This window comes from Verrucomicrobium spinosum DSM 4136 = JCM 18804 (assembly GCF_000172155.1).
Classification (GTDB): Bacteria; Verrucomicrobiota; Verrucomicrobiia; order Verrucomicrobiales; family Verrucomicrobiaceae; genus Verrucomicrobium; species Verrucomicrobium spinosum.
The window spans coordinates 653,220-666,952 of the sequence record NZ_ABIZ01000001.1 but is presented as its reverse complement, the minus strand read 5'-3'; the positions used below and the strand labels follow the sequence as shown (position 1 = coordinate 666,952).

Genomic DNA, 13,733 nt, shown 5'->3' with positions numbered 1-13,733 from the left:
TCAGAATGTCAGGGAGGGTGCGGGAGGGGCCTCTGCGAGGGCCTTGCGGCTGATTTTTCCGTTGGGCAGGCGGGGGATGGCTTCCACGCGCGCGATGTTCATGGGGATCTGGTGCGTGGCGAGGCGTCCGGCGCAGAATTCGCGCACGACTTCCGCGGGGATGGTTTCTTCCGAGACGAAGTGAAGACAAACCTGCTCGCCCCCAAACCCGCGGCTCCTTTTGAAAACCACCGCGTCCCGAATGCCGGGCATCGCGAGGACGACCTCCTCGACTTCGCCGGGATAGACGTTGAATCCCGCGACATTGATCATTTCATCGATCCGCGAGACAAAGTGCAGCCGGTCACCGATGAAATAACCCAGGTCGCGCGTCTCCACGGTCCGGCCATCGGGCAGGGTCACGACGATGTCAGCAGGTTCCCCGGCGTTGGTTCCTGCGGCAATGGCGATGTGTGGCAGAGGTTTGCCCTGGTCATTCGCTGCGAGAAGCCCGGTGCCGAGGGACAGGCAGCCCGCCTCGGAACAGCCGTACTGCTGGTAGAGATGGCGCACCTTTTTCGCAAGCTTTTCGAAGGTCGCCTTCTGGAGCACCGTGCCTGAGGTCATCACCGCCCACAGTGGTTCCCCCTCCTTCACCAGCATGGCCAGCGTGGTGATCATGGCCGGGGACGAGTAGAGAATGGAGGATGGCGCCTCGCGTAATTTCCGGAGAATAAACTTCGGATTGAAGTTCCGGATGATGACCGGCTGCAGGCCCCGCCGTAGCGCGACGAGAATCCCGCAGATCAGCCCATACGAGTGGGTGGCCGGGCAGGCCACAATGGGCGCCCAGTCGTTCGCCTCAGGAAAATGGCTCACATAGCTTTCGATTTCCGTGTTGATGCTGGCCCAGCTCCGTTCGATGAACTTGGGTTCGCCGGTGGTTCCGGAACTCGTCTGGATGAGCCCGGCCGGGGCGTCGGGAAGAGCATTTCCCGCATCGATCGCGACGACTCCAAGCTCCTCGTCGTGAGAGGTGACAAGCAGGACCTCGCAGCCGCTGCGCTCGGCGCGGCGGCGTGCGCCCTCCAGCGGTGTGTCGATGGGTAGAGGAAATACGGCGCCGCCTTTTTCCTTGATGTAGAGGCAGAGGGCAACCCACAGGGCGGTGTCTTGCAGGCACACCGCGAGGCGGCGCCCGGCGCATCCGGAGAGCACGGGGTGGGAGTCAAACTGGGCGAACCGGTTTTTGAAATATCCCTTGTCGTAGGACTGGTCGTCAACGTGGATCATGGCGCTTCGCGGCTCAGAGTGTTCCGGACTTCGTGCTCGTAGTAGTCGAGCGTTCCGCCGCGGTGGATGGTTTTGGTCAAAAGTGACTCCACAATGATGCCGGCTTTGTCCGCTTCGAGGCTCGCGATGCGCGAGGCTTCAGTGACTCCGGATGCGGCATAGGCGTCCAGCTTCGCTCTTACAAGGCCCCAGAATTCCTTTTCGGCGAGGCCATGAAAGCGCTCCAGCAGGAACGACACATCCGCGAGGTTGAAGACGTAAACCGTGTCCACATAGAGCTGTCGCAGGGACTCGACCAAGTCCATGCGATAGCCGTCGTCGAGCGGGATGGTTTCGAAGAAGGGATCAACAGAGGCGAAGTCCGGTTCGGTTTCGGGACGACCGAGGAACTCGGGAACGAATTCGGTGTCTTCGTGGAAGTCGCGCAGTACGATCCGTTTCGGCCAACCGTTCTGTTGGACGAGAATGAGGTTCTGTGCGTGCGCCTCGAAGGCGATGCCGTGATGGACGAGCATGTGCCAGATAGGCATCACCACGACCTCGATGAGTCGTTCGGCCCAGCGTTCGGCACCGTAGGTTTCGATCCAGTCAGCAATGAAGGGGCGCCCATCAGATTCAACCAATGTCAGGGAGGTAAAGGGGATCGCCACCTCCCCCTCTCCCAGTCGGCCGACGATGCTCTCTCGGAAAATGACCCCGAGCAGCCCCGCCGTGTCCTCGTCTTCCTCTGGCTCGTAAGAGACCGCGGCGTACTCGCTGAGCAGTTGCAGGCGGTTGCCCTCCTGGAGGAAGGGATCCTCCGCGACGAGGGAAACCAGCCACTGGGAAAGGAGAGGAGCCGTGCAGACGAAGTGCGGCTCAAGATTGCGGCGTGACGAGGTGCAAACGATGTCGAGCGGCAGCTTGATATTCGCCTTCTCGGGATGAGAGGCATTGACCAGCGTGCGCAGCGACTGGGAAGCATGATAATAATCGCCCGCCGGGCCGAGCGGAATCAAGGCCCCTGAGTCGAGAGCCTCTCCGAAGCCACGTTCCCGCAGATCCTTGGCCTGCCAGGGGTGGGTGGGAACGATGAAATAATGCTCGAAGTCGCCGCCGAGCTCTTCAAGCCGCCCGGCGAGCCAGTCGCAGGTGGCGGCACCCAGTTCCGCCTTCCAGAAGTCGGCTTCGTTCCCGGGCAATGCGGTCCGCAGAAGGTCACGGCTCACGGCCACGAAATGCAACTGGAAGGTGCTGCCCGCTTCCGAGCCATAGGCTTGATGATCAGCAAGGGAAAACCCCGTCCGAGTCTTGAAGCTCGGGTGGTACTGGTGTCCTTCGACGATGGCCGATTCCAACGCCTGAAAACCAAGTTCCCGGCGAGGGTTCCGGTGGTGATCGAGGTGGGCGCGGTTCCACCGGTGGAGTTCAATCGTCTGCGTCAGTTCCTCAAGCAGGCGTTGTTTCCCCGCCGGTGGCACCTCCATCGCCCGGAGGAGATCTGCCAGGCGGAAGGCTGTGGGTTTGTCCCCGACAATCTGGACCACGGTTCCATGCGCGATCCGCACGCGGTCGAAGGACGAAAAAGCTGCCAGACACCGGAAATGCAGTTCTCCCACCGGAAAGTCCACCTGCATGTCGTAGATGGGCGCTGCATCGTGCGCTCCGGGAGAGGACGCGGTACGAGGCGCAACGTGGTATTTCACCAACCGCTCAAACAACAAGGCTTCAACGAACTGACGGATGACGCGGCTGTCTGCCTCGTCCGGAGTGTATCCAACGCCTTCTTGCAGTTTCTCAGCACGAATGGGGTTTTGTGGATCCAAGGAATTCAATGGTTACAACTGTTGAAAGATGCGACTGAGACTGCGTCGCAGTCACATTGTTTGCTGTGATGCCATTAGTGCAACCTAAATTTTTAAGCCGTTACGGCATTAGGGATTATCCTAATTTGAAAATAACCCGGGGATGCTTTTTGGGCACAAATCTGGAAGGCCAGTTCCAGATGCTCCGACCTTTTTCTTTTTTTTCGGTCATCACTTCTTGTATCTCTTGCATCCGGTGCCCGCTCAGGCTGCAGCGTCCAGGCAAGCCACAGTGAGGCGTCGGCAGTTAGAAACTAACGGCCAGTTTGAGACTGACCAACCAGCTGTGGCCCTGTCCATTCTCAGCCGTCGTGGTGCGGCCGAAATCGTAGTAAAGGCATTCCGCGGTGAAGGTCCAGTTTCCGGCCGTGGGATCGATGAAACCAAGGGGGATGGATAGCTGCGGGCCGATGACGAAGTAACCGTAGTCCACACCATAGTATCCGCGCCCCAGTCCTGCCATGACCAGCAGGGCAGCGTTGAAGGGCGTGTCGCTTTCGGGAAACAACGTCACATTGGGGCGGATGCCGGGCTCTAAACAAAGACCAGGCGCGAGGTCGCTGCCAAACTCGTGTGCGATCTGGAAAAAGGGCTCCAGGGAGAAAGACCCTGGGAAGAGACCATGGTCATCAAACTCAAGCGTCGCGCTGATCCAGTGGCCGTCGCCATAGGCTCCTGCGGGGCTTGTCCAGCGGTTGTAGAAGCTGGAGATCGTCCAGCGTTCGGCGAAGGTGATGGAGGCACCTAATCCGTAGTCGAATTCTGTGAACCGGCCGCCATCTTTGCCAAGACCTTCGTAGGGAGTCGATCCAATGGCCCCCCACATGCCAGTGAAGGCCGAGGCCGAGTTGATGAAGCCGTTGCCTTGGTACAAGGTGACGCTCAGATCGAGATGGGGCTGAAAAGAGGTCCCCTCATCTTGCACGACGAATCCGCGGGTGATGTACTGATTCGCCACCGCAATGCCAATTTCCCCACTGAACATGGATCCGGCTTCGGGCTCAGCAACAGCTTGCCCCCCCGCGCGAAGGCAGGTCGCGGAGGCAGCGAGAATCACGAGGCAAGCAAGGTGATGGGCAGACATGATCAATAGACTGGGATCACAACATCGAAAGGATGCGCCCTCTCAGCGGCGTCAGATCACAGATCGAGGAAATCATTGATAGCCATTGAGCGGCATCAGGGACCGCCATGCCCTTTCCTTGAGGGAAATGCGTTCTGATAACAAGCCGCGGCACCTGGAACTTTCCGGGTGCCGCAGCCATGGCGGCGGAGGTGAGCCTCCGTTACGAGTTAAAAGTCCACCTGAATGGAAAACACCGCGGAGATCGGTGATCCGTGAGCCAGATAGCCAGCGTCTCCGGGGTAGAACTCGCCGGACTCGTAGTAGCGCTCATCCAGCAGGTTGCGAATGCCCACGCGGAACGTCCAGTCCGCATCGGCAATTTTGCGCCGGTAGGTGGCTCCCACATCCACCACAACGTAGGAATCCGTGGCGAACTGCTCCGTCTGATCAAGATACTGCTTGTCCACAAAACGGGCGTTCGCGTTCAGCGAGAGGCCAGGCACTTGCGGGATGTCCAGAATGGCCCAAAGATTTGCCTGATACTCCGGAACATACTGCGGTGTCCGCCCGTCGAGCTCGGCGTAGCCGGTGTCCTTTTGCTCGGCATCCAGAAGCATGAAGGCGAAACCCGTCTGCAGGGAGTCTGTGATTTTGCCCCGAAGGGTAACCTCAATGCCCCGATGACGTTGGACGCCTGAGAACGATTCGATGCCAGTGGCCGGATTCATGGCGGCGAGATCCTGATCGATTTGGAACAGGGCAAGCTCGCCTGCAAGCCGGCCTTCCAACAATTCAGTCTTCACGCCGAGTTCGAATTGTTCGGATCTCTGTACACCGAGCGGCGCAAAGGCGTTCGTTGCCGCGCGGCTGGCGGTTCCACCATCCTGCACACCCTGAGTGTAGGTGAAGTAGGTGTGCACATTCTCGGTCGGCGAGAACATCAATGCTGCCGTCGGGGTCCATGCATCAACCGTGTCATCGGCGGCGGGATCCGTCGGATAGGTGTTCTCAAAGCGGCCAAAGCGCCCGCCCAACAAGATCGACCAGTACTCGTTGAATTCGATGATGTCGGTCGCGAAAACGCCGATCTCATTGTATTCGAAATCGAGCGCCGTCCAACCAGCCGCAGCCGGGATGGGAAGTGAACTCAAGTTATAGGCGTTGTTGGGCCCCACGTCAGGAAAGCTGCGCTCGCCAGAGGTGTCGTAGGCGCGCCACTGGGTGCCAACCACGGTTTTGTGTTTCAGGCTGCCGGTGTTGAAGTTGCCTTCCACGTGAGCATGAATGCCCCAGGATTCCCACTCGAAGGGGCCATTGGTGAGCAAGGCACCGTCTGTGAAATCACCGTTCTCCAGTACCGAGTAGGGATAGCTCAAACGGGAATCCCTCTGGGCATCCTGGTAGTTCACGGCGAGACGCAACTTCCAGTCCTCACTGAGCTCAGCGTCGATGCCGACCGCGGCGTCGAAGGTCTGCTGCTCGTTGCGCGCCCAATCCTGCATGATGTTGGTCTTCACGCCAGTGTCCAGCACGCGCCCGTTGGCCGTGATCATAGGACCGTAGTAGCCGCTGCGCTCAAGATCCTGGCCACCGATCGCGCTCCAAATGGTCACCCCATCGGTCGGCTTCCACTCGGTGTACAACGAGCCCATGAAGCGGTTGCCGTCAGCGTTGTCGTAGAAGCTGTCAAACTCGTCGGCCGCAAGCACCAGACGGTAGCCAAACTTTCCTCCGGCCACGATGTCGCTGGTATCAATCTGGCCATACACACTCCCGAAGGTGTCGACGTCAAATTGCAGGCTGGTCGAGAAGTCCTGGGGATGTTTACGCACAAGATTGATGGCACCGCCGGGGGGCATGAAACCGAATTGAAGTGCGGAGGGGCCTTTAAGCAGTTCTACCCGTGACTTGTCGTCAAGGGTGGGGGCAACGGTGTTGATGATCGGCACCCCGTCCATGCGGTAGCCGTTGAAGTTGTCCACCCGGAAGCCGCGCAGGCCGAAGTTTTGCGTGCCGTAGTAGCCGCCAGGCATCTGAATCGCGATGCTCGGGTCGTGTTGCAGGACATCCTTGAGGGTGAAGGCACGCCGATCCTCGATCAACTCCTCGTTGTACACGCTGACGCTGAAAGGCGTCTCAATCAGCGGAATGTCCGAGAACAGCGCGGCTGTGGTGGAAGTTTCCAGATAGCGAATTGGGAACTCTGAGGTCACCACAACCTCGGCCATCGTTTCGGTGTCCTCAGGCTTTGGCGTCGCTGGGGGCGGAGAGCTTTGGCCAAGGAGGCTGGAGGCTGCCAGACCACAGCAAACGGCGATGGCGGCGGGAGTGCTTGTTAGGTTGTTGTGTTTTCGTTTCATGATGAGAGAGGCAGGAAGAAATGGCTCACGCGGCCTGGGTACGGGCTCTGCGAAAAAACCGGTGCCAGCTCAGCGCAAAGCCGGTCCACACGAGGACGAGCAGTGCTGCAGTGGCCAGGGAGGCGATGATCTTGCCCGGCAGTCCGAACGCCCCACCGGTGTGCAGGAAGCGGATCCACACGCGCGCCTGAAGCCCAACGCTGCGGTCCTGGAAGGGCACTTGCTGGAGAATCTCTCCGGTGAACGGATGAGACTTCACCGGGATGTAGGCCCGGCTAGGCATGTGGTCCGGCACCGTGACGCCGAATTCCAGAGGCTCCAACGGGCTGCCGGCGGGATCGGGCATCGATTCCAGGGTGATGGACTCCCAGTTCGGGAATGCCGCGGCGATGTGCGCGAAGCAAGTATCAAGGGGGACGGGAGTTGTCCCTGGGGCTGGGGCAGGCACCGAGGGCGGCGGTACGGCCATCATCCCGTAGTTGCGAGATTTCGGAGGTTCCTCGCCAGCCAGGATGAAAACCAGGCGGTGACCCCACTCGAACGAAATGGCCACCGCTGTGAGCGCCAGGACGAGGACCACGGGCTGCGCCCAGAAGCCGCAGACGTTGTGCCAATTGAAGTCCCGAGCCCTGCCCTTGAAGCCCGTTTTGAGCAGCAGCAGGGGGGGGGGCGCCCTCCAGGTCCACTGGCGGGGAAACCACAAATACAGGCCCGTCACGCAAAGGGCCACAAGCGCGAGGTTCGAGACGCCCGTAACGATGCGCGCCATGGAGGTCTGCCCCTCGTCGGCTCCCAACCATCGGTGCCACTCCTCCAGCTTGTGGATGATTTCATGAGCGCGGTGGGCACGTGATGCTCGCGTGTCACCGGTGAACGGATCCAGATAAAACGGCCCGTCATCACCCAGATGCACCTCCCAAGCGCGCCCGGGATCGCTGAACATCGCGATGGAGGAGACCTTTCCCCCCGCGTGGTCCGCTTCGATCTTCCGGGTGAGTTCTGCGATGGGCAAAGGAACCCTTTCTTTTCCGGGAATGCCTTCCAGGCGGCTCTCCCGCCGGTCATGCCATCGCAAAATCTCTTCCTCGAAGGCGATCGCAATCCCGGTCACCGACATGATCGCGATGATCGGGCCGGCAATGAGGCCGGCGACGAGATGGCACCAGAAGAAGCTTTTGCGAAGAGTCATGCAATTCCAACAGAAATGCCTAATGAGAACGCTACTGAGACGCAGTTTCAATGTCAATGCAAGCGCAGTATTAACAAAAGTGACAACCCAAAGCAGTCAGACCCAGCAGCCTGCTTTCGCAAATCAAGGGACTAGTACAAGCCGCCCAAAGGACTGGTGTTGACCCAATGAACTGGCTGACGATGCCACCTTGCCAGAAACAAAAAGGCCCGCTCCAACCATCAAGCGATGGCGAAGCGGGCCGGGTGGGACAACTTCAACGTTGTTATTTCATCGGATGCTGCTTCAGCAACTCCTCGACCGTGTAGAACATCATCCGTCCCGGGTTGGCATCGCGGATGGCCTTCACGTCCTTCGCGGTCACCGGCTCGGCCTTGTTGCCGAAATGGTTGCGCACGAATGTGACCACCGCCGCCACTTCCTCGTCCTTCAGCATGCCGCCAAAGGGGGTCATGGGCACCTGGCCGTTGTACTTCTTGCCGTCCACTTCAATGGGTCCGATCAATCCGTAGAGCACCAGCTTGATCAAGCGATCCTGATCGCCCGTGACCCAGGGACTCTTTTGGAGTGAGGGGAAGGCAGGATCCAGACCACCGCCGTGGGGCTGGTGGCAGGTGGTGCAGTGTCCTTCGCGGAAGTAAACTTCCTGACCCAGCATGAACTGCTTCTTCGCCTCGGGCGAGAGATAGGCCGGGGCCGGAATCACCGGGTTCTCCGGTGCGGCCACCTCCGCCACCCCGGCAAGCCGGTCGGCGGCCGTCTTTGCGGCGTTCTTGCTCCACTCATCAAGCGGTTGTTTGGAACCGATGGCGACGATGTTCTTGGCAGCGGTCGTGTTTGGCAGCCAGGAGGCAGCGACGATGGCTTCCAGACGCACGCGGCCGTGCTCATCGGCAGCGGCCTTTTCCAGCAGGGCCACATGATCCGCCACGCGATGGGTGTTGTACCTCAGCACCCGCACCGCGCCGGCGCGGGCGTGGAAGTCTTTGGCATCAAGCATCTGGCGCAGCAGGGTTTCGTCCACCTCGTTCATGCCCCAGGTCACCCAAAGGGCCTCCAGCACGTTGTGCTCGTACTGGGCGTCGTTCTTGTCGAGCCCGGCAACCCAAGCCTTCACCGCGGGCAGCACCTCGCTGGTGGAATGACCACGCAGCGCGCGGCGCGAGCGGTAGCGGGTGCGCAGTTCAGGCTCCTTGAGGTTGTTGAGCAAGGTCTGCACAGACGCTCCCGCCACCTGGGCCGGCTTCACCAGTGGCCGCGAGGGATAGGTGATGCGGTAGATGCGGCCATGCACATGGTCACGAAGCGGATCACGCGCATTGTGCTGCATGTGGCCGATGAGGACGTTGTGCCAGTCCAGCACATACAATGAACCGTCCGGGGCAAACTCCAGATCCGCCGGACGGAAGTTCCCGTCCGTGCTCTTCAGCAGGTCATGGCGGAAGGTGGTCTTCCAACCGGTGCCTTCGTCCTGGATCTGGTGCTGTTTGATGCCCAGAAAGCCGATGGCATTGCAGAGGATGAGATCGCCCTGCACTTCATCCGGGAAGTGGCGGGAGGAAACAACCTCAAGCCCGGTCGTGGGACGCACGGACTGCCCCTTGGGGATGAGGTCCGGGGTGGAGGGCGTCTTGCTGCCAAAGGTGGGCTTTACCGAGACAGGCAGCATCCAGTTCATGCTGGGGCCTGAGGTGTGCAGGAAGAAATCCTGGCCCCACTTGTCGAAGACCACTCCCCAGGGATTGGGGATGGAAAGCTGCGCGGTGCGCTCCAGGTGGCCCCGCTGCGGGCTGTAGCGCAGGAACCCGCCGTCCACGCAACGCACCGGCCCATAGGGGGTCTCGACATTGGAGTGAAGGAACACCCCTTCGCAAAGCATGAAGGCACCGCTGGGATCCGCCGCGTAGGCGCTGATGGCATGGTGAGTATCATGGGAGTCAAACCCGCCCAGAACAATCTCCGTGCTGTCCGCCTTGTCGTCACCGTTGGTGTCGCGCAGCAGCACAAGATTCGGCTCCTGGGAGACATAGACGCCTTCAGGGGCGAACTCGAACCCGATGGGCAGATGCAGGTGGTCTGCAAAGACCGTCTCCTTGTCCGCCTTGCCGTCGCCGTTGGTGTCCTCATAGATGAGGAGCTTGTCGTTCGGCATCGCATCGCCAGGGCGGTAGTGCGGATAGGTCGGCATCACGGCCACCCAGAGACGCCCCTTGTCATCGAAGGAGACCTGCATGGGGTTGGCCAGATTGGGGAATTCCTTCTCACTGGCAAAAAGCTCCACCTTGTACCCCTCGGGCACAGACAGGGTTTTTACAGCCTCTTCGCCATAGAGGTACTTCTCGCTGCCGTTCTTGGCACTCGGCTGATAGTTGGAGGGAACCGGAGGCAGCACATGCGTCTTGGAGTCATCCACCACGAGATCATTCTTCTTGCCGCTGGCCAGGTCATGGATGAGCTGATCACGCAGAGCGGTCATCTCACGGGACTTCTTCACCTCGTCCGGATAGTTCTGCGGGCCATAGGGTTTGTACCGTTGACCGTGGGTGTGCACCCCGTTGAGGATGTTGTAGTCCGTGTTCCAGAACCACTGCTTCTGCTGCACCGCAGCATGCACTTTCTCCGGGTCTGCCTTGGAGACGCGGGACTGGTGGCCATAGAGGCCTGTGGCCAGCACTTCAGCGATGGTCTTGTAGCCTTCACTGGTGGGGATGAATCCGCCTGTGGTAAAGGCCGGTCCCCCCTTGGCGTAGATCTCCTTGGTGGGCGTGAAAAGGTCGATGTAGGTCACCCCATGCTTCTTGGCCACCTTCTCCATGGCGGCAGCGTAGAGCAGCAGGTTGGCATTCTCCGTATGACCGTCCGGCAGATCGCGCTTGGCGCTCTGGTCTTCATAGGCGATCGGAGACACCAGCACCACACGGGGGGCTTCTTTGCCATTGTAGGCCTTGCTCAGGGTGTGGGCCACCCACGCATCAAGCTCCGCTTCAAAGTTGCCCACTTTGCTGGCACCGTCGAAGGACTCATTGTAACCAAAGAACCCGACAATGGTGTCCGCCTTCAGGTGGGTGAGCCACTGGTCCGGTGTGGGGAAGAAACCCTTGCCATGGTGCACATTCTTGTCTGGGTGAAACTTCTCCGCCCCGGGGAAGGCCCACTGCGAAACACGCGCAGGGTGCGGGCGAAATCCGGGGGTGTCCCCCACATGGCCCATATTGCGGAAGAAGAGCTCCTTCTCAGGATAGCGCAGGTTCAGTTCCGTCTCGATCCGACCGTAGTAAACGTCGCGCTCGGCCAGACCGTTGCCAACCAGTACAATGCGCTCGCCTTTGGCAGGGGCGGCCACGGATTGATCGCGCCTGGTCTTGGCGGGGGCGGGCTCGACATTGAAGGCGTGCGGAGGCACCTCATCTTTCTTTTCCGCCGCAGGCTTCGCATCCGCGGGCTTGGACGCTGCTTTGCCTGTGGCCGGGCTCTTGCCCAGGGCGTAGTCACCCGGCTTCCGGTTCAGGGTCTTGTAGAAGGCGCTGTTGTTCGTGCCGTAGAAGGTCGGCTCAAAGGCATCCACATAGGCCACATCAGCCTTGTCCGGCACCTTCAGCCCGAGCAAGGCGTGAGACACATTGACCACGAGACGACGCAGATCTTCATCGGCAAAGTCCGAAGAAGCCCCAAGCGTCGTGCAGAACGCGCGCCCTTTGGCCGTGCCATTGGGACCAGCGTACTCCCTCAGCCAGGCCAGCGGCATCATGGGATTGTTTTTGGGGCCATCGATCGCCTTGGAAGCGGGGTCGAGCGACTCCGTCACTGCGCCACGAAGCAGGATGGTGGCCGCCTTCTGGTCCAGATTGGCAATGCCGTACACATCCGTGGGGGCAAAGATCTCGCCCACCCCCCGCAGGACCTCATTGGAGGCGTTGGCCGACTCCACGACGGACCGGGTGCCCTGCTTGCCATGGGCACCGTGATGGTTCACCCATTTTTCCCCCAACACCTTGAGCCCAAACTCCGCCCACTTGAAGTCGCCGGTCATCGCGCTGCCTGTAAATGCGTGCGTCGCGGTGCGTACTCCGATCACGGGCTTTCCAGCGTTCAAATACGCCGCAAAACGGGCAAGTTGATCGTCTGGCAGCTGGCGGAACCGGGTGCCAATGATCATAAGGTCTGCATTGTCCAGAACCGCCGTGCCAGGAATGTTCTTCTGGAAGTTGGGGTCAATGTATCCCCCATCCGGGTTGACGGCGAAGAGCACGGTGCAGTCAAACCCATGCTTCTGACTGAGGATCTTCGCCAGCATGGGGAAGCTCTCCTCGGTACGATATTCTTCGTCGCCCGAGACGAGGACGACACGTTTGCCGTTGCCCGCACCCACGCCAGATTTGGCAGGGAAGTGCAACGTCTCCTGAGCGCCCGCCATCGCCGCCAAAGCGACGAAAACGGTGAAGGGAATGAGTTTTCGGATCATGGAAGGATTGAGTAAGGGGGGCTTGGGAGGGGCAATGGCGGATGCTGAACGGGTTGAGACATCAAAAACAAGAATTTTTTGCAGCTTCCCGCATTCAAAAGTCGTGTTCGGTTCAAAAAAACCTCCCTGCGACCGTTTGATTCCCTTTCCCTTATGGCACTCCCCTTCTCGTCTCTACTCGCCTCCATCCTCGCACTCGTCACGCTCACTACGGCGACGCTCGCAAGCGGGGAGCCCGTGAAGGACTCCGCCAAACAGCTCGCCCTACAGGCCGAGGAAGCGTGGACCATCGCCTGGCAGCGCTTTTTTAGTCCCAAGACGGAACTCTTTTACGACTACCTGAGCAGCTACGAACCTGGCAAGGAACTCGCTCATCTGCCGACTGGGGAGGAAGTGAAACGCCAGTACCCCAACCCCTGCGGCTACAGCACGGGCATGGAAGACTGCATGATCCTGGGCGGGGCGATGCTCAGCGTGCTGAGTGACCGCTATGACGTCACCCAGGAGTCTTCACTGAAAGCCGAGGCGCGTCGCGTTTTCAACGGCATCAAGGCATGCGTCACAGTGCATGGCAAAGAAGGCTTCGTCGCCCGGGGCATCAGCCCGAACTACCCCGGCGGCGTGTACATCAACTCCTCCCGGGACCAGGTCACCCACTGCGTCCATGGCCTTTGGCGCTACTATCACAGCCCGCTCTGCGACGAGCCGACCAAGCTGGAGATCAGGGCCATCATGACCGCGATCGCCCACCGGATGATCAAGAACGTCACTCCGGAAAACGGCTACGACTTCCTCCGCGCCGATGACAAGCCATGCGGGCTGGGCATCTGCAAGATGTGGGAGGTGCAGGCTCATGAAGCAGCCCGTCTGCCCATGATCTATGCCGTGGCCTGGGACGTCACCGGCAACGAAACATTTCATCAACAATACCGCCGCTACCTGGTGCCCGCTGTGGAGCAGTCAGCTCATCCCGATGAGAAGAAACCCGCCTACGCCATGCTCCAGATGCAGTGCTCCCTTGAGGTGCTCTACCACTTGGAGTCCGATCCCGCCCTCAAGATCCGCATCCGCGAGACCATGGTGCATGTGGGTGACATCGCCATGAAACGGACCGCCGAAACAGGCGCACGTCTCGCGCAGATGAGCCCGGAAATGCTGGCCATGGTCGGCCCCGACTGGCGCTACGTTCCGGAATGGAAGAACCAGAAGGGCTACATGAACCCGCAGTGGGGCGAGTACCGCAAGGTCTGGCACAACATCCGCGAGGCGGGAGAGTCTGCACTGGTGCCGATGATGGTGAACGACCCCAAAATCCCCGCCTCCCAGCAGGAGTGGATGCGGAAGTTCCTGGTTCAGTCTGACTACGCCCACATGTCCAGCTGCGGGATCGTCTATCACATCGCCATGTACTGGAAGGCCCGCCGGGAAGGCCTTCTCTGATCCGCACCTTCGGTTGCTGAGCTGAGGATTTTTGTACTTTCCGGCCATGATTTTCTGTATGGTCGGCGATTCCGGGCCCCTGACGCCCAACCACTGTTCT

The 13,733-nt window shown here is 60.1% G+C and carries 7 protein-coding genes; 1 reads left to right on the top strand and 6 read right to left on the bottom strand.

Annotated elements, in window-relative coordinates:
* The 6 genes from VSP_RS02525 to VSP_RS33495 all read right to left on the bottom strand — a co-directional run bounded on the left by VSP_RS02525 (position 1) and on the right by VSP_RS33495 (position 12,193).
* Positions 1-1,272 (bottom strand): AMP-binding protein, encoded by a 1,272-nt coding sequence (locus tag VSP_RS02525; RefSeq protein WP_009958510.1) that lies wholly within the window; start codon positions 1,270-1,272, stop codon positions 1-3.
* Positions 1,269-3,077, bottom strand: a complete 1,809-nt coding sequence (locus tag VSP_RS33500) for an IucA/IucC family protein (protein WP_157210694.1) — start codon at positions 3,075-3,077, stop codon at positions 1,269-1,271. The genes VSP_RS02525 and VSP_RS33500 overlap by 4 nt, the downstream gene beginning before the upstream one ends.
* 286 nt (positions 3,078-3,363) lie before the next feature.
* Complete coding sequence (locus VSP_RS02515; protein ID WP_009958508.1) at positions 3,364-4,200, bottom strand: hypothetical protein; 837 nt, start codon at positions 4,198-4,200, stop codon at positions 3,364-3,366.
* A 209-nt stretch (positions 4,201-4,409) separates the two neighbouring features.
* Positions 4,410-6,542 (bottom strand): TonB-dependent siderophore receptor, encoded by a 2,133-nt coding sequence (locus tag VSP_RS02510; protein ID WP_009958506.1) that lies wholly within the window; start codon positions 6,540-6,542, stop codon positions 4,410-4,412.
* A 25-nt stretch (positions 6,543-6,567) separates the two neighbouring features.
* Positions 6,568-7,731: a PepSY-associated TM helix domain-containing protein gene (locus VSP_RS02505; protein ID WP_009958505.1), complete on the bottom strand. Its 1,164-nt coding sequence runs from the start codon at positions 7,729-7,731 to the stop codon at positions 6,568-6,570.
* 265 nt (positions 7,732-7,996) lie between these two features.
* The gene (locus VSP_RS33495; RefSeq protein ID WP_009958504.1) at positions 7,997-12,193 is read right to left on the bottom strand and encodes a PVC-type heme-binding CxxCH protein; all 4,197 of its coding nucleotides are present in this window, start codon (positions 12,191-12,193) and stop codon (positions 7,997-7,999) included.
* Between the two features lie 153 nt (positions 12,194-12,346).
* Here VSP_RS33495 and VSP_RS02495 point away from each other — a divergent pair, with 153 nt between their 5' ends.
* Entirely contained in the window at positions 12,347-13,633 is a 1,287-nt protein-coding gene (locus VSP_RS02495) for a hypothetical protein (RefSeq protein ID WP_009958503.1), read from the top strand.
* The last annotated feature ends 100 nt before the right edge of the window (positions 13,634-13,733 follow it).